Origin of the sequence: Pseudomonas nicosulfuronedens (assembly GCF_005877905.1) — a bacterium.
Classification (GTDB): Bacteria; Pseudomonadota; Gammaproteobacteria; order Pseudomonadales; family Pseudomonadaceae; genus Pseudomonas; species Pseudomonas nicosulfuronedens.
In genome coordinates, this window is sequence record NZ_SWDV01000053.1 from 1 (window position 1) to 21,767 (window position 21,767).

Here is a 21,767-nt window from a genome sequence, read left to right on the forward strand (position 1 = left end):
GTTAGCTGCGCCTCCGCGATCTTGTTTTTGTTGTGCTGGAGTCGTTTGGTGTTGTTGTTATTGTGAGTGGTCGTGCTTGTTATTGTTGTTGTACCAATAACAAAGCAGATGCCGTGCCAACTTTTGCGAATCCTTATTTTTCAAGGGTTTGCGAGGATTGCCCCCTGGGCGGTAGGCACAAAAAAGCCGGGTTCCCGTTACCGATGAACCCGGCTTTTGTTACGGAGCTTGTCTCCGGTAACAGTGTGAAACGTCTTACGAGTCAGCCGATGCGCCGGATTTGCGGCGTGGGATGCCCAGGCGCTGGCGGCGTTCCCACAGGCATTTGCGGCTGATGCCCAGCTTGCGGGCCAGCTCGGTCTCGGTCATGTGGTCCTGGTGCTCGAGGACGAAGTGCTGGAAGTAGTCCTCCAGCGATAGATCCTCGGTGGGCTCGTGGTTGCTGGCGCTGCCGTTGCTCGGGCGCAGGTCGCCGTCATCGCCGAAGTCGTCGTCCAGATCATCCAGCTCGATGTCGATGCCCAGCAGGTCGGCGGGGATTTCCTGGCCTTCGCTGAGGATCACCGCGCGCTCGATGGCGTTCTCCAGCTCGCGCACGTTGCCCGGCCACGGGTAGTGACGGATGGCCTGTTCGGCCTCGTGGGAGAAGGTCAGTGCCGGGCGCCCCATCTGGGAGCACTGGCGCGCCAGGAAGGAGCGGGCGATTTCCATGACGTCTGGACCGCGCTCGCGCAGGGGCGGGAGCTTCAGCGAGATGACGTGCAGGCGGTAATAGAGGTCTTCGCGGAATTGGCCGGTCTTGGCCAGCATCTTCAGGTCGCGGTGGGTAGCAGCGATCAGGCGTACGTCGACCTTCTGCGACTGTACCGAGCCGACCCGGCGGATTTCGCCTTCCTGTAGGACGCGCAGCAGTCGCGCCTGGGCTTCGAGCGGCAGTTCGCCGATCTCGTCGAGGAACAGGGTGCCGCCGTCGGCCGCTTCCACCAGGCCCGCACGGCCGGCGCTGGCGCCGGTGAATGCGCCTTTCTCGTGGCCGAACAGTTCGGATTCGATCAGGGTTTCCGGGATCGCGGCGCAGTTCACCGAGATCAGCGGTGCCTTGGTGCGCTTGGACAGGTTGTGCAGTGCGCGGGCGACCAGTTCCTTGCCGGTACCGGATTCACCCTGGATCAGCACATTGGAGTCGGTGGGCGCAACCTTGCGGATCTTGGTGTAGAGCTCCTGCATGGGGGCGCAGGAGCCGATGATGCCGATCTCGCCGTCCGCGGGGGCGGTGTTACCGCTGCTACGGTCGGCCGCCTTGGCGTTACCGCGGGCTTCGGCGGGAGCGTTACGGTTCTCCTGGCGATCCTTGAGGATGCGCGCCACGGCCTGGAGCATCTCGTCGTGGTCGAACGGCTTGGCGATGTAGTCCACCGCGCCCATCTTCATCGAATCCACTGCCGAGCGCAGGCTGGCGTAGCTGGTCATGATCAGCACCGGGGTGCCCTGGGCCAGCTTGATCAGCTCGGTGCCGGGGGCGCCGGGCAGGCGCAGGTCGCTGACGATCATGTCGAACGACGGGATGCTGTAGCGCTCCTGCGCTTCCTGCACCGAGCCAGCCTCGCTGACCTGGTACTGGTTGCGCTCGAGCAATCGTCGCAGGGCGGAACGGATGATGGTTTCGTCTTCGACGATGAGGATATGTGCCATGTATTCAGCTCTCTCGACGTGCTCGTTTACTGCTCGGCCGTCGGGCCAGGATGCCGCGGCAAGGTGACGCTGATGCGGGTTCCGCATTCGCGTTCCGGGTCTGCCGGGCTGTCTATGGTGATTTGCCCATAATGCTCTTCCACGATCGAATAGACCAGAGCGAGCCCCAGGCCGGTTCCCTTGCCCGGGTCCTTGGTGGTGAAGAAGGGCTCGAACAGGCGGTCGATGATCGACTTGGGTATTCCGCTGCCTTCGTCCTCGACGATCAGGTCGATGGTCTGTTCGGAAGCTTCGGTGCGCACGCGGATCGCGCCGTTGGGCGGGGAGGCGTCGCGGGCGTTGGAGAGCAGGTTGATCAGCACCTGGGCCAGGCGTTGGGAGTCGCCCTCCACCCAGTGTTCCGGATTGCACAGGTTGAAGAACTGCACGTCGACACTGCGCTTGTTCAGCGACAGCAGGCCGATGGCCTCCTGGGCGACATCCGCCAGGCACACCGGTTCGGCCGCGACCTGCTTGCCGCCGGCGTGGGCAAAGCTCATCAGTGACTGCACGATGCGCGATACGCGCTTGGTCTGTTCGAGGATCTGCCCGCTGATTTCGGTGAGCTCTCCGTCACCCTCGCGCTCCTCCCGCAGGTTCTGCGCCAGGCAGGCGATGCCGGTAATGGGGTTGCCGATCTCGTGGGCGACACCGGCGGCCAGGCGGCCAATGGAGGCCAGGCGCTCGGAGTGGATCAGCTTGTCTTCCAGGGACTGGGTTTCAGTGAGGTCTTCGACCAGTAACACCAGGCCACTGTTACCGGGTGCGAGAGGTTCTTCGATCGCCGCCTTGTGCAGGTTCAGCCAGCGGGTCTGGCCCTCGATCGACAGGCGCTGCTTGTGCAGGTGCTCGTCAGGGGCGTCAATGAAGCCTTCGAGCAGGCCGCGCCATGGGTCGGGCAAGGCGGCCAGGCGCGAGCCGACCACGCGCTGTGCGCTGACGCCGGTGAGCTCCTCGATGGCGCGGTTCCACATGAGGATTTCCTGGTCCTTGGCCAGCGAGCACACGCCCATCGGCAGGTCCTGCAGGGTCTGGCGGTGGTAGCGGCGCAGGGTGTCGAGTTCGGCGGCGAGGCCGGTGAGCCGGGAGTGGTAGTCCTCCAGGCGGCTCTCGATGAAGTGGATGTCTTCGGTGACGTAACTTTCGCTGGCGGCCTTGTAGGGCAGGAAGGTTTCCACCATGTCCTGCGCCACGCTCGGGCCCATCAGGCCGGAGAGGTTCGCTTCGATCCGGTCACGCAGGCGGCGCATGGCGTAGGGCCGGCGCTCATCGAAGGGCAGGTGGAGGTCGCGCAGGGCCTGTTCCACTTCACGTTGCGCGGTCTTCGCGCCCAGCGGTTTGGCCAGCTGGCTGGCGAACTCCTGCGGGGAGTGGGCGAGCAGTTCGCGACGCTGCGGGCGGCGGACGTTGTCCACGGCGCAGGCTTCGGCGGCGCCTTTTTCTTCGTCACTGGCTTCGGTGAACAGCGACACCAGGGTGAATACCAGTACGTTGGCGGCCAGCGAAGCGAGCGCCGCGAGATGCCAGGTGGTGTCGTCGAGCACATAGAGCGAGTTGAACAGCGGCAGGTAGATGCTCTGCATGTTCGCGACCAGCGGGGTGAGCATGGTCGCGCCCCACACCAGCATGCCCGCCACCAGGCCGGCGATGAAACCGCGGCGGTTGGCGGTCGGCCAGTAGAGCACGGCCAGTGCGCCGGGGAGGAACTGCAGGGTGGCGACGAACGAGACTATCCCTAAATTGGACAGGTCCTGCTCGGCGCCCAGCAGCAGGTAGAAGGCATAGCCGGCCATGATGATCGCGGCGATCAGCGCGCGGCGGGTCCACTTCAGCCAGCGGTAGATGTTGCCTTCGGCCGGCGGCTGGTAGAGCGGCAGCACCAGGTGGTTGAGCACCATGCCCGAGAGCGCCAGGGTCATCACGATGATCAGGCCGCTGGCGGCGGAGATGCCGCCGATGAAGGCGGTCAGGGCCAGCGCTGGGCTGTCCACCGAGATGCCCAGGCCGAGGGTGAAGTATTCCGGGTTGGTCGAGGCGCCCAGGTGCAGGCCGGCCCAGAGGATCGGCGGCACCGCCAGGCTCATCGGCAGCAGGAACAACGGCAGGCCCCAACTGGCGCTGAGGAGCGAGCGCGGGTTGAGGTTTTCCGTGAAGGTCATGTGGAACATGTGCGGCATGACGATGGCTGCGGCGAAGAACACCAGCAGCAACGTGCGCCACGGCCCTTCGGCCAGCGGTGTGTGCAGGGTGCTCAGGGCCTCCTGGTTCTGCAACAGCCAGACTTCCAGGCCGTCCGGGCCGCCGAACACGCCGTAGAGGGCGAACAGGCCGATGGAGCAGAGCGCTACCAGCTTCACCAGCGATTCGAAGGCAATCGCCATCACCAGCCCTTCGTGGCGCTCGCGGGTGGCGATATGGCGGGCGCCGAAGAGGATGGCGAACAGGGTGATCAGCGCGCAGAAGGCCAGCGCCGCGCGGTTGGGCTCGGATTCGCGGGTGAGGATGCTGATCGAGTCGGTCACCGCCTGGATCTGCAGCGCCAGCATTGGCAGCACGGCGATCAGCATGAACAGCGTGGTCAGTGCGCCGGCCCAGGTACTGCGGAAGCGGAAGGCGAACAGGTCGGCCAGCGACGACAGCTGGTAGGCCCGCGTGATCCGCAGGATCGGGTAGAGCAGCACCGGCGCGAGCAGGAAGGCACCGGAGACGCCCAGGTAGATCGCCAGGAAGCCGTAGCCGTACTGGTAGGCCAGCCCGACCGTGCCATAGAAGGCCCAGGCGCTGGCGTACACGCCCAGCGACAGGGTGTAGATCAGCGGATGGCGCACCAGCCGGCGCGGGATGAAACCGCGCTCGGTAATCCAGGCGACGCCGAACAGGACCATCAGGTAGGAAGCGCTGATCAGAATCAGCTGGGTGAGGCTAAAGCTCGTCAGCATCGCGCTGGCTCTGCAGGATGAAGGTGACGACGATCAGGATCAGCCACAGCAGATACGGGCGGTACCAGGCGCCGTGGGGATCGATCCACCAGTCCATGATGGCCGGTGAGAACAGGTAGATGCCCACGACCAGGAGCAACACCAGTCGGTAGATGTACATGTCGTCTCTCTCTTGGTTCGGCGGGCAGGCTACCTGTGCACACAGTCGCCGGCAAGCCGGCCGCCCTCTTGGGCGCGGTGGACCTTGTAGGAGCGAGCTTGCTCGCGAACCGCTTGATACCGGCGCTGCCGGAAATCCTGGTCGCGAGCAAGCTCGCTCCTACAGAAAAGCTGTCGCTAGTGTGCCTTGTACGAGCAGTCTATAGCTGCGCGTCTTCCAGTGTCAGGCAGTGAGGGATGGCGTTGGCATCCCAGTGCACGATGCCCCACGCGAGCACCTCTTGCGGCGTGGCCTGTCGCAGTTCGGCGGGCGGCTGCTGTCCCAGTGCATTCAGCGCGCGTACCAGCAGCGGGGAAGCCTGGTCGGCCTGAAGCGGTGGCGAGCGGTAGGTCTTGCCGAGCTTGTGGCCGTCGGGCTGGATGATCAGTGGCACATGCAGGTAACGCGGCGCGGCGATGCCCAGCAGTTCCTGCAGGTAGAGCTGGCGTGGGGTGTTGTCGAGCAGGTCGGCGCCGCGAACGATGTCGGTGACGCCCTGCCAGGCATCGTCCAGCACCACCGCCAGTTGATAGGCGAACAACCCGTCGCGGCGGCGGATGATGAAATCGCCTACTTCACGGCCCAGGTGCTGGTGGAACTCGCCCTGCAGGCGATCGGTGAAGCGGTAGTCCAGTTCCGGCACGCGAAGGCGGATGGCGACGTCGCCGTGCCAGTCATGCTGGGCGTCGCGACAGGTGCCGGGATAGATGCCGTTGCTGCCTTCGAGTTGCTTGCGCGAGCAAGTACAGGCGTAGGCCAGGCCGCTACGCAGCCATTGCTCGACCTGGGCGGCGTAGACAGCATGGCGATCGCTCTGGCGCTCCACCGGGCTGTCCCATTCGAAGCCATAGCGTTCAAGGGTTTCCAGGATGGCTGCCTGGGCGCCAGGCATCTCGCGCGGCGGATCGAGGTCCTCCATGCGCACCAGCCACTTTCCGTCGACAGCGCGCGCGTCCAGGTAGGAAGCCACCGCCGCCACCAGCGAACCGAAGTGCAGGTAGCCGCTGGGCGTGGGGGCGAATCGTCCGACGTAGCGGGAGGCGGGCATGGCGTCTCCTGGGCTTTCCATTTAAGGGCGTGGCGCAGAAACGAAACGGGGCGCCGCAGCGCCCCGTTCGGGATCAACCAGGCTCAGGAGCCCAGCTGCTTTTCCTTGATTTCCGCCAGGGTCTTGCAGTCGATGCACAGGGTGGCGGTGGGGCGGGCTTCCAGACGGCGGATGCCGATCTCGACGCCGCAGGAGTCGCACCAGCCGTAATCGTTGTCTTCGATCAGCTGCAGGGTCTCGTCGATCTTCTTGATCAGCTTGCGCTCACGGTCGCGGGCGCGCAGCTCGAGGCTGAACTCTTCTTCCTGGCTGGCACGGTCTGCCGGGTCCGGGAAGTTTGCCGCTTCGTCCTGCATGTGGTGCACGGTGCGGTCCACTTCTTCCATCAGCTCAACTTTCCATTTGTTGAGGATGGAGGTGAAGTGCGCGCGCATGCGATCACTCATGTACTCCTCGCCCTTGGTTTCCTGGTAGGGCTCGAAGCCACGAATCAGTTGGCTGCTCTGTTGTTTTGCTTTGGTGGGCATGGATGACCGCCTCTCACTCTCGCTAATCCTCTCGCGGATGGTCCCTCTCCGGCACCGCCGGCCCCGCGCTCGCAGCGGGCGAACTTACCAGAACGATAACGGGGACGCTACTCCCGGTTGTCGAGCCTGCCAGTGCCCGCACATGGTCTGATCGCCAGGTTGCCGACCCGCTGGTCACGTCAAGCGGGCTTTTCTGCAAACCTGGGCAGGATCGCTGATGATTTCCAGACGAAGCCTGCATTTTCCCAGGTACTGCGCTTTGGCGGCGCAGCCGCCCAGTATTCATCAGTGGCCTGTTAGAATCCCGGCTCTGTCGCAAAGTTCGGAATATTCCATGGCCACCACCTACAGTGCGCGCAGCCGCGCCATCGAACCCTTCCACGTCATGGCGCTGCTGGCGCGGGCCAACGAGCTGCAGGCCGCGGGCCACGACGTCATCCACCTGGAGATCGGCGAGCCGGACTTCACCACCGCCGCGCCCATCGTCGAGGCCGGGCAGAAGGCCCTGGCAAATGGTCACACGCGCTATACCGCCGCACGTGGCCTGCCGGCCCTGCGCGAAGCCATCGCCGGCTTCTACGCCCAGCGCTACGGCCTGTCGATCGACCCGCAACGTATCCTCGTGACGCCCGGCGGCTCCGGCGCCCTGCTGCTCGCCAGCAGCCTGCTGGTGGATCCGGGCAAGCACTGGTTGCTGGCCGATCCGGGCTACCCGTGCAACCGCCACTTTCTGCGCCTGGTGGAAGGCGCCGCGCAACTGGTGCCGGTTGGCCCGGAGAGCCGTTACCAGCTCACCCCGGAGCTCATCGAGCGGCACTGGGATCAGGACAGTGTAGGCGCTCTGGCCGCATCGCCGGCGAATCCTACGGGAACTCTGTTGCACAAGGATGAGCTCGCGGCGCTGTCTTCGGCGCTCAAGGCGCGCGGCGGTCATCTGGTGGTGGACGAGATCTACCACGGCCTGACCTACGGCATCGACGCGCCCAGCGTGCTGGAAGTGGATGACGACGCCTTTGTTCTCAACAGTTTCTCCAAATATTTCGGCATGACCGGCTGGCGCCTGGGTTGGCTGGTGGCGCCGCAGGAAGCGGTGGGCGAACTGGAGAAGCTGGCGCAGAACCTCTACATCAGCGCGCCGAGCATGGCTCAGCACGCTGCGCTGGCGTGCTTCGAGCCGGCGACCCTGGCGATCCTCGAAGAGCGCCGCGAAGAGTTCCGCCGCCGTCGCGACTACCTGCTGCCGGCGCTGCGCGAACTGGGCTTCGGCATCGCGGTAGAGCCGGAGGGCGCCTTTTATCTGTATGCGGATATCAGCGCCTTCGGTGGCGACGCCTTTGCCTTCTGTCAGCACTTCATCGAGACCGAGCACGTGGCCTTCACGCCTGGGATCGACTTCGGGCGTTACCAGGCTTCGCACCATGTACGTTTCGCCTACACCCAGAGCGTCGAACGCCTGCAGCAGGCAGTGGAGCGCATCGCCCGCGGCCTCAAGACCTGGCGTCCCTGATGCGCTTCGAGCCGGCGCTGGAAGAGGCGCGCCTGATCAAACGCTACAAGCGCTTCCTGGCGGACATCGAGATCGCCAGTGGCGAGCAACTCACCATTCACTGCCCGAACACCGGCTCGATGCTCAACTGCATGAGCGAAGGCTGCCGGGTCTGGTTCAGTCGCTCCGACGACCCCAAGCGCAAGCTGCCGGGCACCTGGGAGCTGGTGGAAACTCCGCAGGGGCGATTGGCCTGCGTGAACACCGGTCGGGCCAACCGGCTGGTGGAAGAGGCTTTGCTGGCTGGCACGGTGACCGAGCTGGCCGGATTCGATGAGCTGCGTCGAGAAGTCGCCTACGGGCAGGAGAAAAGTCGCGCGGACTTCCGCCTGATGTACGCCGGCAAGCCGGTCTACGTGGAAGTGAAGAGTGTGACCCTGGGCTTCGATGGCACCTTGGTCGCGGCTTTCCCCGATGCTGTTACCCAGCGAGGCGCCAAGCACCTGCGCGAGCTGGCGGCGCTGGCGCGTCAGGGTATGCGTGCGGTGTTGCTGTATGCCGTGAACCTGTCGGATATCGAGGCAGTCCGCCCGGCGGTGGAAATCGACCCGGCCTACGCGGCCGCGCTGGCGGAGGCTCGCAACGCCGGGGTGGAAGTGCTGGCGTATGGGGCACGGATCGATACCCGTGAGATTCGGCTGGAGCGGCCGCTGAAGGTGTTGCTCTAGTCGCTCGACTGCTGTTCTGGCGTTGGGCGGTTCGCGAGCAGGCTCGCCCCTACGGGTTGGCCGCGCCCGCCGTTTGTAGGAGCGAGCTTGCTCGCGAACCGGCCCGGAAACGTTCCTATCCCTGGCCGCTTTCGTCCAGCCAGATGCCCTGGTCGTCCTCGCGGCAGGGCAATGCCTCCAGCACATCCCCCAGGCACGGCCCCTGGATGCACTCGCCGGTCTCGATCAGGAACAGCGCACCATGGTGGCCGCACTGCAGCAAGCGGCCGCTGGCATCGAGGTACTGCTCGGCATCGTAGCCCAGCGGGATTTCCCGGTGCGGGCAGCTGTTGCGGTAGGCATAGACACGGCCCTGGCGGCGCACGGCAAAGAGATTCAGGCCAGCGGCCTTGAAGCCCCGGCTCTGGCCTTCGGCCAGGTCATGCGGGGCGCAGAGCAGGATCATCCAAGTCTTCCATCCAGGTACGGCATCACGAGGCGAGCATTATCCGCGCCCGCAGGGCAGTACCGGAAGAGGGTGCACTTCCGTGTGCTGAAGGAGGGGTGAACTGGCGACGTGCCAGCGAAAACGGCGCCGACCTTAAGCTTCTCTGCAATCTAATGCAAATAATTATCAAATAGATTTCCTAAATTTCCTGTGGCAAGGTTCGTTTATACCGCCGCACTGCGGCAGGCCATCTTTCGAACGAGGAATTCTGCGATGACGACCCTGACTGCGCCGGCCGCCGAGCTGTACCGCGCCTGGCAAACCCTGCGCGCCGAGAAACCGCGCCTGCGCGTCCGCGATGCGGCGCATCATCTTACCGTGAGCGAAGCCGAGCTGACCGCCAGCCGCCTGGGTGTGGACGCTGTGCGCCTGCGCACCGACTGGGCCGAGCTGTTGCCGGCCCTGGGTGAGCTGGGCCAGATCATGGCGCTGACCCGCAATGAGCATTGCGTGCATGAGCGCAAGGGGCCGTACCGCGACGTCACCGTTTCCGCCAATGGCCAGATGGGCCTGGTGGTCTCCCCGGACATCGACCTGCGTCTGTTCCTCGGTGGCTGGGCCAGCGCCTTCGCCATCAGCGAGGAGACCGCCCATGGCACCCAGCGCAGCATCCAGGTGTTCGACCGCCAGGGTACCGCTGTGCACAAGGTCTTCCTTACCGAGCAGAGCGAGCTCAGCGCCTGGGACCCACTGGTGCGCAGCTTCACCGCCGCCCAGCAGAGCGCTGCACTCGACCTGACCCCATTGGAGGCCAAGGACGCGCCGCTGGCCGATGGCGACATCGATGTCGCCGCCTTGCGCGAAGGCTGGGCGGCATTGAAGGACACCCACCACTTCTTTGCCTTGCTGAAGAAGCACAAGGTCCAGCGTACCCAGGCGCTGCGCCTTGCCGGCCGCGAGTGGGCCGAGCCGCTGGCCGTCACCGAGCTGCCGCGCCTGCTGGAAGCGGCCGGGGCCAAGCAGTTGCCGATCATGATCTTCGTCGGCAATGCCCATTGCATCCAGATTCACACCGGCACGGTAGAAAACCTCAAGTGGATGGACGACTGGTTCAACGTCCTTGATCCGCTGTTCAACCTTCACCTGAAGACGCCGGGTGTGGTCGAGTTGTGGCGCGTGAGCAAGCCAAGCAGCGATGGCGTGGTCACCAGCTGGGAAGCCTTCGATGCCAATGGCGAGCTGGTGCTGCAGGTGTTCGGTGCACGCAAGCCGGGAGTTCCGGAGCTGCAGGGCTGGCGCGAACTCGCCGAATCCTTCCCGGCACTCTGAGAGGCGACTCATGAAGACTTCCTTGATTGCACGCACGCTGTTCGCCGGTCTCTGCCTGACTGCCACCAGCGCGTTGGCTGATTCGCTGCCGCAGCGCTGGGTGAGTGCCGGTGGTTCGCTGAGCGAATGGGTCGTCGCCCTGGGCGGCGAGGCCAAGCTGGTGGGTGTCGATACCACCAGCCTGCACCCGGCATCGCTCCATGCGTTGCCGAAGATTGGCTACCAACGGCAACTCGCCGCCGAAGGCATCCTCGCGCTGAAACCGGACATCCTGCTGGGCAGCGAGGAAATGGGCCCGCCGCCTGTGCTGCAGCAGTTGCGTGCTGCTGGCGTACGGATCGAGACGCTGTCGGCCAAGGCCGACGAGAAGACTGTGCACAACACTATTCAGCGTCTGGGCGAGCTGCTCGGGGCGCCGGACAAGGCCCGGCAGGCCGAGGCGGACTTCGATGCGCGTCTCGCCGCACAGGGTGCTTGGGTGAAGAAGGCACAGTCCGCGCAGGCCGCGCCGGGTGTCGTCCTGCTGGTCGGGCATGCCGGCGGCAATCTGCTGGTGGCCGGCCAAGACACTTCCGGTGACTGGCTGATCCAGCATGCCGGCGGCCGTAACCTGGCGACCCACACCGGTTACAAGACGCTGTCGACTGAAGCCCTCACCGCGCTGAACCCGCAGGTGGTGGTGCTCAGCGACCGCACTCTGGACGGCGACAAGGCCCGCGTCGCACTGACCCAGCAGAATCCGGGGCTTGCCGCGACGAGCGCGCTGCGTGACGGCCGCATCCTGGTTCTCGACCCGACCCTGCTGGTCGGCGGTCTCGGCCCGCGTATCCCGGATGGGCTGGCTAGCCTCTCCCAGGCCTTTTATCCTTCCGCGCAGGCCCTGAACACGGAAAGTCGTCCTTGACCCGGATCGTTACCGTTCGACCGCTGTTCCTGCTCCTTGGTTTCCTGCTCCTGCTGGTCGTCTGGCTCTCACTGGCCCTAGGGCCAGTGAGTCTGCCGCTGGGCGATACCCTGCGCGCGCTGGCGCACATGGCTGGACTGCCCGTTTCCGCCGACGGCCTGGGGCAGGCCGAGCTGATCGTCGGTCAGATTCGCCTGCCGCGCACCTTGCTCGGAATCGCTACCGGCGGTGTGCTGGCGCTGGCCGGTGTGGCGATGCAGGGACTGTTCCGCAACCCGCTGGCCGATCCCGGCCTGATCGGAGTGTCCAGTGGCGCCGCGCTGGGGGCTGCCATCGCTATTGTCTTCGGTGCGTCCATCGGTGGATTGCCCGAGGCCTTCGCTCCTTATCTGCTGTCCGCGTGCGCCTTTGCCGGCGGGCTGATGGTGACGGCGCTGGTCTATCGGCTGGGGCGCCACAACGACCAGACCAGCGTGGCGACCATGCTGCTCGCCGGCATCGCGCTGACGGCGCTCGCGGGCGCGCTGATCGGCCTGTTCACCTACCTCGCCGACGACGCCACCCTGCGCACACTGACGTTCTGGAACCTCGGCAGCCTCAATGGTGCGAGCTACCCACGACTCTGGCCCCTGCTGCTGATAAGCCTGTTGGTGGCCTGTTGGTTGCCGCGCCGGGTGGACGCGTTGAATGCGCTGTTGCTCGGCGAATCCGAAGCGCGTCACCTGGGCTTCGACGTCGAGCGGCTGAAAGTCGAACTGATCCTCTGCACCGCGCTGGGCGTCGGTGCAGCGGTGGCCGCCGCCGGCATGATCGGTTTCATCGGTCTGGTGGTGCCGCACCTGCTGCGCCTGATCGTCGGGCCCGATCACCGCATCTTGCTGCCGGCCTCGATGTTCGGCGGTGCGATTCTCCTGCTGTTGGCCGATTTGATCGCTCGCTTGGCGCTGGCGCCGGCCGAGCTGCCGATCGGCATCGTCACCGCGTTGATCGGTGCGCCATTCTTCCTCTACCTGCTGATCCGGGGGCGTTCCTGATGCTGTGCGCAGACAAGCTGCTGGTGAAGCGCGGCGCCCAGACCATCCTGCAGGATGTGAGCGTGACATTGCGGCCGGGCGAAGTGCTCGGCGTCCTCGGGCCCAATGGCGCGGGTAAAAGTACTCTGCTCGGCGCCATGAATGGCGAGTTGCCGTTGACTGGCGGAACCGTGAGCCTTGATGGCCGCCCGCTGGAATCCTGGCAAGGTGCCGAGCGCGCACGGCGGTTGGCCGTGCTGCCGCAGTCGTCCTCGCTGAACTTCGCCTTTCCCGTCGAGGCCGTCGTGGGCTTCGGACGATTGCCCCACGACAGTGGCCGCCAGCGCGACGAGGAAATCATCCGCGAAGCCATGGCCGCCGCCGACGCTTCGCACCTGGCCGGGCGCAGCTACCTGGCCCTCTCCGGTGGCGAGCGTCAGCGGGTCCACCTTGCCCGCGTGCTGGCGCAGCTCTGGCCGGGCGGGGCGGAGCAGGTGCTGCTGCTGGACGAACCGACCTCGGCGCTCGACCCGTTGCACCAGCACACCACACTGCAGGCTGTGTGCGATTTCGCCGGGCGTGGTGCGGCAGTGCTGGTGATTCTGCACGACCTGAACCTGGCGGCGCGTTACTGTGATCGCGTGATGCTCCTGCACGATTCGCGCGTACATCTGCTCGGCACGCCGCGCGAGGTGTTGCAGGCCGCACCACTGCGCACCGTCTTTGGCCTCGATGTGCTGGTGCAGGAGCACCCGGAACGCGGCCATCCGCTGATCATCGCGCGCTGAAGGAACTCGCCATGAAGAAGGTTCTGCTCTTCCCGCTGCTGGCGCTGCTCGCCGCTTGCCAGAGTCAGGTGGTGACGCCGTCGCTGCCGGTCTGGCAGAGCCCGGACGGGCGCGACAGTGCCGAGCTGGGCGTGATCCGCGACTTGCGTAGCGGTGAACAGCTGTCGCCCGCACAACTGCTCGATCAATTGGCAGTCGCACCACGAGTGATAGTCGGAGAGCAGCACGACAACCCCGATCACCATGCACTCGAACTCTGGCTGGCGCGAGCACTGGCCGAGCGCCGTCCGAGTGGCAGCGTGCTACTGGAGATGCTCAACCCCGATCAGCAGAACGCCGTCACCGCTGCCCAGTCTTCGGCGGCGAAGGGCGATGCGCCGAGCGACCTGATCGGTGCGCTGCACTGGCAGCCGGGGTGGGATTGGTCGCAATACGGCCCGCTGGTGACCTGGCTGGTGAAGCAGCCGGCACCGCTGCTGGCGTCCAACCTGGATCGCATCGAGATCATGGAGATCTACCGGAGCAAGCCCGAATTGCAGGGTGCAGCCTCCACGGCAGTTTCTGTGCGTGATGCGTTGCTGCAGGACATCCGTGATGCTCACTGCGGCCTGCTGCCGGACAGTCAGCTGCCGGCGATGCTGGCGGTGCAGCAACAGCGCGACCGGCGCCTGGCCGAGCGTTTCAAGGCAGCGCCCGAACCTTCCCTGCTGATTGCTGGCGGGTTCCACGCGCGGCGTGACCTGGGCGTTCCGCTGCACCTGCAGGACCTGGACGCAGTACAGGGACTGAAGGTAGTGCTGCTGGCCGAAATTGGCAGGGCGGTGGAGCCGGCCCAGGCGGACTTCGTCTGGTACACACCGGCACAGCCGCCAACGGATTACTGCGCGCAAATGCGCGGCAAGCAGTGAAGGGGCCGAAAGGCCCTTTTTCTTTAGCGTGTGAATGACGGCCGCTGCAGAAATCGCGGGCAAAAAAAGACCCGGCAAAATGCCGGGTCCAAACCGTGATTAGCCTGATGAGGAGATAATCTGAAGAGTCCGACTGCGTGGTCTCTCGAGCTTATCCTACTGGCCTCGCAGCCAGTGGTTGTAATAATAACCATTATCATTTGAGAGTCAACACCTTTTCTTCGCGCTTTCCGAAGATTTTTCGGTGGACAGGAAGTCGCTGCGCGGAGGAAAAAATCGAGGCAAAAAAAAGACCCGGCAAAGTGCCGGGTCGAAACCGTGATTAGCCTGATGAGGAGATAATCTGAAGAGTCCGACTGCGTGGTCTCTTGAGGTTATCGATCTGGCCTCGCGACCAGATGAATCAATAATAATCATTATCATTTGAGAGTCAACCTCTTTTCTGCAGATTTTTTCTCGCCCGCGAAATTCGCCCTGCGCCAACGAAAAAGCCCGGCGCTGGGCCGGGCTTTTCGCAAGAAAGCGGATCAGTCGGGCTGGCGTTGCAGTCGCAGCTGGGTGACTTCCTTGTTCAGCAGGTCGATGCGGCGTGCCATGCCTTCGATGAGGCTGTGGGCGATGCGCGGGTTGCTCTGCATCAGACTGAGGAACTGGTCCTTGGGGATCACCATCACGGTGCACGGCTCGCTGGCGATCACGCTGGCGCTGCGCTTCTCGCGGGTGAACACGGCCATGGCGCCGAAGATCTCGTCCTTCTGCACATCGCCGACCTTCTGCCCGTCGACGAAGGCTTCAGCATGGCCCTCGATAATGATGAACACGTGCTCGGCATCGTCACCCTGCTGGATCAGCTGGGCGCCGGCGGCGAAGTGCTGGAAGCCGGTGGCCGGGCGAATCTCCGGCTGCTTGAGGTGCGCCAGGGCATCCGACAGCAGTGCAGTGTGCCCGATCAGGTAGTGCAGGAACTGCTCCTGACGCTGCTCATGGCTGTGGATATGGCGGAACACTTCGCTGCGCGAATAGGGAATCAGGCACAGTGGTTCTTCGCTGACGTAGCGGCAGGGCGGCAGCTCGATGCCCTGGCGCAGGCCGACCAGGTCGCCTTCCTGCAGGTAGAACAGCGGGCGTTCGTCCACCAGGGCATGAACCAGGCCGTTCTCGATGAGGAACAGGTGCTTGCCGGGCAGTTCGCCTTCCAGGTCGTCGGAGCGCTCCAGGCGGATGGCTTCGCCAGCGGGCTCAAGACCGGCGAGCAGTTGCGCCGGGATGCCCTGTAGCCGATTGATCAGTCGATCGGCATAGGCGGGTTGTTCACCGAGTAGGTACATGGCCGTAATTCCTTGATATGGCGACGGTCGAGGGCGCACGAAGGGCCCTGAAACCATAAGCGGACAGGTACCTTGCGTAAACATTTTCACACAGAGCTTGTGAGCTAGCTCTTGTTACGTGCGGGAAATGTCTCAAGCTCGCCAAGAAGAGCAGCCTTGTGCGCGGCTGGCAGGTCGTTCCAGTGCACATCCAGCAGGGCGCCCTCGATGGCGTAGAGCAGCACTTTCGAGGCACGGAAGCCTCGTGCGCGAACGGCCCGGTACGCACCGACCGCCCCCAGGCGGCGCAGGTCGCTGGCGCTGTGGATGCCCACGGCATGCAGCCATTGGGCGGAGGTCTTGCCTAGGTTCTTCAGGTGCAGCAGTTCGTCGTTCATCGTCTGTCCTTGCGATGGGCACGATGGGTGTCAGGTCTTGATGGGGCCGAGAACTGCTCGTAGCGGCCGGACACACACTGGGAAGTGTAGCGTTGACTGGGAAAAACGTGGCTTTGTGACATCGCCGAGAATGCGGGGCAAGGCGTTGTCGTTGTTCGAGGCTGGCCGGGCGGCGTAACCACTGGCCGGAGTGCACCACGCAGGGCGACTCCGGCCGGCAGGCGGTGGATCAGAGACCCGGCAGGCGCTGACGGATGCTGGCGACCAGGGCGTCGAGGCTGGCGGCGTCCGGGGTGTTGACGCGCTTGCTGTGCTGCTGCTCCTCGGCGTTGAGGTCGTCGCGGCTGGCCAGTTGCGCCTGGATGACTTCCAGGGTGGCATCGGACGGGTCGTTGCCGTCGTTCTGGCGCTGGTTCAGCCAGCCGGCGATCACGGCTTCCGGTGCGTGGCAGTCGAGGATCAGGAAGGGAACCCCGGTTTCCTCGGCGATTTCCCACGCGGCAGCGCGTTGTTCGCGCTTGAGGAAGGTGGCGTCCAGCACCACCGGGTAGCCGGCGCGCAGGATGTCCACGGCCAGTTCGTTGAGGCGCTGGTAGGTCGCGGTGGTGGCGTCGGCGTCATAGATGCCGCCCTTGAGCTGACCTTGCTGATCGGCCTTCTGTTCGCCGAACAGACGCTTGCGCTCCACGTCCGAGCGCAGGCGCACGGCGCCCAGCGCTTCCACCAGACGCAGTGCAACCTGACTCTTGCCGACAGCGGAAACTCCGACGGTCACCGCCAGGAAGCGCGACGGAATCGCGCTATAGCTTTCTGCCAGGTTGGCGTAGTTGCGGTACTGGCGCAGGGTCGCGGCCTTCTGCACGGCGTCGGTCTGGTGCGCCAGACTGAACAGTGCGATCTTGGCGCGGACCAGGGCCCGGTAGGCCTTGTAGAAATTCAGCAGGGCCAGGGACTGGTAGTCGCCGGTGTATTCCAGGTACTGGCTGACGAAGCGCCGCGACAGGCATTTCAAGCCGCGGTCTTCCAGGTCCATGGCGAGGAAGGCGTAGTCGGCGGTGACGTCGGTGAAGCGGAACGGCTCGTTGAACTCGATGCAGTCGAAAAGTACGACCTTGCCATCGATGATCGCGGCGTTACCCAAGTGGATGTCGCCGTGGCATTCGCGGATGAAACCGTTTGCCTTGCGCTGCTCGAACACGCCATGCAGGCGCTCGAAGCTGGACTCGGCCCAGGCCTCCAGGGCATCGAGCTGCAGCAGGTCGGCCTTGTCGGAGAGCATCGGACGGATCTGCTCGAAGTTCTGACGGACCGGCGCCATGCAGGCTTCCGGGGTGCCCAGCGGGTGTTCGGTGGGGACGACCGGGGTGCGCAGGTGGAAGTCGGCAATCTGTTTGGCGAGGCCGTCAATGTGCTGCGCGCCGAGTTCTCCGCGCGCCTGCACTTCGCTGAGCAGCTGGGCCTGCGGGAATTCGCGGCACTGGAGCATGTACTCGATGGCCGGGCCTTCGCCGTTCAGCTGCGGGGCGGATTCGCTGCCGGTGATGGCGATCACGTCGAGGTACAGGCCTTCGGTCAGGCGCTGGTTCAGACGCAGCTCTTCCTCGCAGAAGTGCTTGCGCTTGGTGAGGTCGGTGAAGTCGAGGAAGCCGAAGTTCACCGGCTTCTTGATCTTGTAGACATAGGAGCCAGTGAGCAGCACCCAGGAAATGTGGGTTTCGATGACCCGGAAGCCGTCGACCGGATGGGGGAAGAGGGCGGGGTTCTGCAGGGCTGCGAGTAAGGTCTGGCTCACGTGATGTCCTTTCCGGTCGAATTTTCTAAAGGCAGGCATTATGGCGACTGGGTCGGCCGGTGCAAACTCTGCAGCCGGCCGGCAACCAAATGGCCATCGTGGGGTCATAGCTCGGCCACTGCCGCTTTCGATAGATGCGCGGCAGTTCGCATCAAGCCTGGGCGCCTGCTGGAGCGGCGTCTGTCTCCTGTGGATAAAGTACGTATAATGCGCCGCCATGACGCGTCCCCGATCTTCCAAACCTCGTAAAAAAAGCGGCAAATCGTCGCCTGCCATGCGCAAGTGGCTGGGCTGGGCTCTCAAGCTCGGTCTGGTTGGCGTGGTGGTGCTGGCCGGTTTTGCCGTGTACCTCGATGCGGTTGTCCAGGAGAAATTCTCCGGCAAGCGCTGGACCATTCCCGCCAAGGTCTACGCCCGGCCGCTGGAACTGTTCGTCGGCCTGAAGCTGGGCAAGGACGACTTCCTGCGCGAGCTGGATGCGCTGGGCTATCGCCGCGAAACCACGGTCGCAGGGCCGGGTGCCGTGTCGGTGGCCGGCAATGCCGTCGATCTCAATACCCGCGGCTTCCAGTTCTATGAAGGTGCCGAGCCGGCCCAGCGCATTCGTGTGCGCTTCTCCGGCGACTATGTGGCCGGCCTGAGCCGCGCCAACGGCGGCGACCTTGCGGTCGCGCGAATGGAACCGCTGCTGATCGGCGGCCTGTACCCGGCGCACAACGAAGACCGCATCCTGATCAAGCTCGACCAGGTGCCGCCGTACCTGATCGATACCCTGGTCGCCGTGGAGGACCGTGACTTCTGGACCCACCATGGGGTGTCCATCAAGTCCATCGCCCGTGCCGTCTGGGTCAACGCCAGTGCCGGCCAGTTGCGCCAGGGCGGCAGTACGCTGACCCAGCAGTTGGTGAAGAACTTCTTCCTGACCAACGAACGCAGCCTGTCGCGCAAGCTTACCGAAGCCATGATGGCGGTGCTGCTTGAACTGCATTACGACAAGCGCGAAATCCTCGAGGGTTACCTCAACGAGGTGTTCCTCGGCCAGGACGGTCAGCGCTCGGTGAACGGCTTCGGCCTCGCCAGTCAGTACTTCTTCAGCCAGCCGCTGTCGGAGCTCAAGCTGCCGCAGGTGGCTTTGCTGGTCGGCATGGTGAAAGGGCCTTCCTACTACAACCCGCGCCGCAACCCCGAGCGTGCACTGGAGCGCCGTAACGTGGTGCTCGACGTGCTCGCCGAACAGGGTGTGATCACTGCCGACGAAGCCGCTGCGGCCAAGCAGACGCCACTGGGCGTGACTCGCCAGGGCAGCATGGCCAATAGCTCCTATCCGGCTTTCCTCGATCTGGTGAAACGCCAACTGCGCGAGGATTACCGCGACGAGGACCTGACCGAGGAAGGCCTGCGCATCTTCACCAGCTTCGACCCCATCCTGCAGATGAAGGCCGAGTCCGCCGTCAGCGAAACCTTCAAACGTCTCGAAGGCCGCAAGGGCGTGGCTGAAACCGAAACCGCGATGGTCGTGACCAACCCGGAAACCGGTGAGATCCAGGCATTGCTCGGCAGCCGCGACCCGCGCTTCGCTGGCTTCAACCGAGCCGTCGATGCGGTTCGGCCGATCGGTTCGCTGGTAAAGCCGGCGGTCTACCTGACCGCGCTGGAAAAGCCGAGCCAGTACACCCTGACCAGTTACATCCAGGACCAGCCGTTCCAGGTGAAAGGCAAGGATGGTCAGGTCTGGACGCCGAAGAACTACGAAGGCACCGCCAACGGCACCATCTTCCTCTACCAGGGGCTGGCTCGCTCGCTGAACCTGTCCACCGCCAGGCTGGGTCTCGATCTGGGCGTGCCGAACGTTCTGAAGACGCTGGAGCGCCTGGGCGTTTCGCCAAACTGGCCGGCTTATCCGTCGATGCTGCTGGGGGCCGGCGCGCTGAGCCCGATGCAGGTCGCGACCATGTACCAGACCATTGCCAGTGGTGGCTTCAACACCCCGTTGCGCAGCATCCGCAGTGTGCTGGCGGCGGATGGGCAGCCGCTCAAGCGTTATCCGTTCCAGGTCCAGCAGCGCTTCGATCCGGGCGCCATCTACCTCCTGCAGAGCGCCATGCAGCGCGTGATGCGTGAGGGCACCGGCCGCTCCGTCTACAACCAGCTGCCGGTGTCCCTGACCCTGGCGGGCAAGACCGGTACCACCAACGATTCCCGTGATAGCTGGTTCTCCGGTTTCGGCCAGGACCTGCTGGCAGTGGTGTGGATCGGTCGCGACGACAATGGCAAGACGCCGCTCACCGGCGCCACCGGTGCGTTGCAGATATGGACCAGCTTCATGCGCAAGGCCAATCCCGCACCGTTGGACATGCCGATGCCGGATAATGTCGTGCAGGCCTGGGTTGATCCGCATACCGGGCAGGGCACTGACGCCAACTGCCCCGGTGCAGTACAGATGCCTTATATTCGAGGAAGCGAACCTGCGCTGGGCGCAGGTTGCGGAAACCAGACGCCGGCCGGCGAAGTCATGGACTGGGTGCGCGGCTGGTTGAACTGATGCAAGAGGATTGGAAGTGAGAAAAGCTTGGTTTGCAGCGTCGGCGACTCTGGCGCTTCTGTCCGGTTGTGCGTCCCCGCAGCACGGTGCGATTCCCGTGCAGGACTCCGGTACCTCTGTCTCCAATTCGGAGCGCGTCGGCCGCAGCGGTGGCAACACCCAGGCGCCGGTGCGTGCCGGTGCCGGCCAAAGCATCCCGCAGGGTGACTCCGGCGTCACCGTGATGGTCCCGCAGGATGCTGGCATGGCGCCGATCCAGACCTTCCCGGCACAGACCGGCGCTGCGCCGATCAGCACCTCGCCGATGACCACGTCCCCGGGGGCGACCGGCTCGACCTATTCTTCGCAGCAGCCGATTTCCACCAGCGGCGGGATCACCTCCAACGGTGGCTTCCAGTCGCAGACCTACCAGCAGCCGGCGTACCAGACCCAGCAGGCCGCGCCGTCGAGCCAGGGCAGCACCTACCAGGGGCCGTCCGGGATTCCGTCGAGCAATTCCGGCCTGTCGGCGGACGAGCAACTGGATGGTCCGGTGCTGGCGCTGCTGACCTCCGCAGCGCAGCAGCAAGGCGGTGGTGACCTGAACGGCGCTGCCGCCAGCCTGGAGCGTGCCCAGCGCATCGCCCCGCGTGAGCCTCAGGTCCTCTACAAGCTGGCCCAGGTGCGTCTGGCCCAGGGTGATGCCGCGCAAGCTGAGCAGGTAGCGCTGCGTGGCCTGTCGCTGGCCAACGGTCGTCCGACCATGCAGGCCAGCCTGTGGGATCTGATCGCCAAGTGCCGTGACCAGCAGGGCAACGCTGCCGGGGCTGCCGAAGCGCGTCAGAAAGCCAAGGTGACCCTGTAATGGACGCGCGCGTGCTAGCCGTTGCCGATCAGCTGCTGCTGATCGAGCGGGAGATGCGTGCGATCGGAATCTGGGGAAGTGAAAGCCCGTCGGCGGACAGGCTTTCCAGTGTCGAGCCCTTCTGCGTGGATACGCTGGCGCTGGAGGAGTGGCTGCAGTGGATCTTCCTGCCGCGGATGAAGTTGATCATCGAGAGCGGTGCGGACCTGCCCAGTGCCTCGGGCATCCGCGCTATCGCGGAAATGGCCTACGCCAATGAAGGCGCTCGCGTGGCAGCGCTGCTGGATGCGCTCGGCGCCTTCGATCAACTGATTAGTCCGACGCCCTGAGCGGGCGTCAGTTGCAGTTCTCGCGAATGCTCTTCTCGCTGGTGGCAATGCGTTCCTGACGCTCTTCCTCTGAGATCCGGCGCAGGTCGCCATTGCCGTCATCCACCCGGATGCGCGGGTTGTTCTTCAGCTGGGCCACGTCGGTGCGCAGCTTGTCGCATTGCTTCAGGCGTTCGGCGTCCTGCTGTGCCACTTCCTGGCGCACTTTCTCGTCGGCGGCTTTCTGCTTCTCGTCTTCGCTGGGCGGCAGCGTCGACTTGATCGCAGCGGGCGGCGGGAAGTTGCTGCCGGGCTTGGGCGGTGCCGTATTGGTGTTCACCTTGGCGGCCTCGGCGCCTTCCGGCGGCTGCGCGCCGAAATGGGTAATACCTTGGGCATCAACCCACTTGTAGACCTGCGCGGCCATCACGGTCGGGGCCAGTGCGAGCAGCAGGCTGCCCAGGAAAATCGTCCGTCGCATGCTTTGTCGATCCTTGGGATGCGGAGTCTGTCGGTAACTATAACCAAATCGTGCGCTTATTCACTCTG

20 protein-coding genes are annotated in these 21,767 nt (G+C 64.6%); 10 read left to right on the top strand and 10 right to left on the bottom strand.

Features of this window, described 5'->3' with window-relative positions; translation table 11 throughout:
• Window positions 1-255: 255 nt before the first annotated feature.
• The 5 genes from FAS41_RS28330 to dksA form a co-directional block, all read right to left on the bottom strand.
• A complete protein-coding gene (locus FAS41_RS28330; protein WP_138526636.1) occupies window positions 256-1,692 on the bottom strand; it encodes a sigma-54-dependent transcriptional regulator in 1,437 nt (478 codons plus the stop codon).
• A gap of 26 nt (window positions 1,693-1,718) precedes the next feature.
• Window positions 1,719-4,670, bottom strand: a complete 2,952-nt coding sequence (locus FAS41_RS28335; RefSeq protein ID WP_138526637.1) for a sensor histidine kinase — start codon at window positions 4,668-4,670, stop codon at window positions 1,719-1,721.
• A complete protein-coding gene (locus FAS41_RS28340; protein WP_015478907.1) occupies window positions 4,654-4,830 on the bottom strand; it encodes a hypothetical protein in 177 nt (58 codons plus the stop codon). The genes FAS41_RS28335 and FAS41_RS28340 overlap by 17 nt, the downstream gene beginning before the upstream one ends.
• Before the next feature lie 199 nt (window positions 4,831-5,029).
• Window positions 5,030-5,917: a tRNA glutamyl-Q(34) synthetase GluQRS gene (gene gluQRS, locus FAS41_RS28345; RefSeq protein ID WP_138526638.1), complete on the bottom strand. Its 888-nt coding sequence runs from the start codon at window positions 5,915-5,917 to the stop codon at window positions 5,030-5,032.
• 83 nt (window positions 5,918-6,000) lie between these two features.
• Window positions 6,001-6,444 carry an RNA polymerase-binding protein DksA gene (gene dksA / locus FAS41_RS28350; protein ID WP_015478905.1) on the bottom strand — a complete coding sequence of 148 codons (444 nt, stop codon included), beginning with the start codon at window positions 6,442-6,444 and terminating at the stop codon, window positions 6,001-6,003.
• 334 nt (window positions 6,445-6,778) lie between these two features.
• Here dksA and FAS41_RS28355 point away from each other — a divergent pair, with 334 nt between their 5' ends.
• Both FAS41_RS28355 and sfsA read left to right on the top strand, forming a co-directional pair.
• On the top strand, window positions 6,779-7,951 hold the full coding sequence (locus tag FAS41_RS28355) for a pyridoxal phosphate-dependent aminotransferase (RefSeq protein ID WP_138526639.1): 1,173 nt from the start codon (window positions 6,779-6,781) through the stop codon (window positions 7,949-7,951).
• Window positions 7,951-8,658, top strand: coding sequence for a DNA/RNA nuclease SfsA (gene sfsA, locus FAS41_RS28360; protein ID WP_138526640.1), 708 nt, complete (start codon window positions 7,951-7,953; stop codon window positions 8,656-8,658). Before FAS41_RS28355 ends, sfsA begins: the two co-directional genes overlap by 1 nt.
• Before the next feature lie 115 nt (window positions 8,659-8,773).
• Here sfsA and FAS41_RS28365 read toward each other — a convergent pair whose 3' ends face one another.
• Window positions 8,774-9,103: a Rieske (2Fe-2S) protein gene (locus FAS41_RS28365; protein ID WP_138526641.1), complete on the bottom strand. Its 330-nt coding sequence runs from the start codon at window positions 9,101-9,103 to the stop codon at window positions 8,774-8,776.
• 255 nt (window positions 9,104-9,358) lie between these two features.
• Here FAS41_RS28365 and FAS41_RS28370 point away from each other — a divergent pair, with 255 nt between their 5' ends.
• From FAS41_RS28370 to FAS41_RS28390, 5 genes are read left to right on the top strand one after another with little or no spacing between them, the layout of a single operon-like run.
• Window positions 9,359-10,414: a hemin-degrading factor gene (locus FAS41_RS28370; protein WP_138526642.1), complete on the top strand. Its 1,056-nt coding sequence runs from the start codon at window positions 9,359-9,361 to the stop codon at window positions 10,412-10,414.
• A 10-nt stretch (window positions 10,415-10,424) separates the two neighbouring features.
• A complete protein-coding gene (locus FAS41_RS28375) occupies window positions 10,425-11,318 on the top strand; it encodes a heme/hemin ABC transporter substrate-binding protein (protein ID WP_138526643.1) in 894 nt (297 codons plus the stop codon).
• A 50-nt stretch (window positions 11,319-11,368) separates the two neighbouring features.
• Entirely contained in the window at window positions 11,369-12,352 is a 984-nt protein-coding gene (locus FAS41_RS28380; RefSeq protein ID WP_138526655.1) for a FecCD family ABC transporter permease, read from the top strand.
• Window positions 12,352-13,119 carry a heme ABC transporter ATP-binding protein gene (locus FAS41_RS28385; protein ID WP_138526644.1) on the top strand — a complete coding sequence of 256 codons (768 nt, stop codon included), beginning with the start codon at window positions 12,352-12,354 and terminating at the stop codon, window positions 13,117-13,119. The genes FAS41_RS28380 and FAS41_RS28385 overlap by 1 nt, the downstream gene beginning before the upstream one ends.
• Window positions 13,120-13,130: 11 nt before the next feature.
• Window positions 13,131-14,027: a ChaN family lipoprotein gene (locus FAS41_RS28390; RefSeq protein WP_138526645.1), complete on the top strand. Its 897-nt coding sequence runs from the start codon at window positions 13,131-13,133 to the stop codon at window positions 14,025-14,027.
• Between the two features lie 527 nt (window positions 14,028-14,554).
• Here FAS41_RS28390 and FAS41_RS28395 read toward each other — a convergent pair.
• The 3 genes from FAS41_RS28395 to FAS41_RS28405 all read right to left on the bottom strand — a co-directional run bounded on the left by FAS41_RS28395 (window position 14,555) and on the right by FAS41_RS28405 (window position 17,524).
• Window positions 14,555-15,355: a cyclic nucleotide-binding domain-containing protein gene (locus tag FAS41_RS28395; RefSeq protein WP_138526646.1), complete on the bottom strand. Its 801-nt coding sequence runs from the start codon at window positions 15,353-15,355 to the stop codon at window positions 14,555-14,557.
• 104 nt (window positions 15,356-15,459) lie between these two features.
• Window positions 15,460-15,732 (bottom strand): TfoX/Sxy family protein, encoded by a 273-nt coding sequence (locus tag FAS41_RS28400; RefSeq protein WP_017516319.1) that lies wholly within the window; start codon window positions 15,730-15,732, stop codon window positions 15,460-15,462.
• Between the two features lie 229 nt (window positions 15,733-15,961).
• On the bottom strand, window positions 15,962-17,524 hold the full coding sequence (locus FAS41_RS28405) for a bifunctional aminoglycoside phosphotransferase/ATP-binding protein (protein WP_138526647.1): 1,563 nt from the start codon (window positions 17,522-17,524) through the stop codon (window positions 15,962-15,964).
• 217 nt (window positions 17,525-17,741) lie between these two features.
• On the opposite strand from FAS41_RS28405, the gene mrcB reads away from it, so the two are divergent.
• The 3 genes from mrcB to FAS41_RS28420 are packed head-to-tail and all read left to right on the top strand — an operon-like array spanning window position 17,742 to window position 21,239.
• Complete coding sequence (gene mrcB / locus FAS41_RS28410) at window positions 17,742-20,066, top strand: penicillin-binding protein 1B (protein WP_138526648.1); 2,325 nt, start codon at window positions 17,742-17,744, stop codon at window positions 20,064-20,066.
• A 16-nt stretch (window positions 20,067-20,082) separates the two neighbouring features.
• Window positions 20,083-20,910, top strand: coding sequence for a tetratricopeptide repeat protein (locus tag FAS41_RS28415; RefSeq protein WP_138526649.1), 828 nt, complete (start codon window positions 20,083-20,085; stop codon window positions 20,908-20,910).
• Window positions 20,910-21,239: a YqcC family protein gene (locus FAS41_RS28420; protein ID WP_138526650.1), complete on the top strand. Its 330-nt coding sequence runs from the start codon at window positions 20,910-20,912 to the stop codon at window positions 21,237-21,239. Before FAS41_RS28415 ends, FAS41_RS28420 begins: the two co-directional genes overlap by 1 nt.
• A gap of 7 nt (window positions 21,240-21,246) precedes the next feature.
• Here FAS41_RS28420 and FAS41_RS28425 read toward each other — a convergent pair whose 3' ends face one another.
• On the bottom strand, window positions 21,247-21,699 hold the full coding sequence (locus tag FAS41_RS28425; RefSeq protein ID WP_171049569.1) for a DUF4124 domain-containing protein: 453 nt from the start codon (window positions 21,697-21,699) through the stop codon (window positions 21,247-21,249).
• Between the last annotated feature and the right edge of the window lie 68 nt (window positions 21,700-21,767).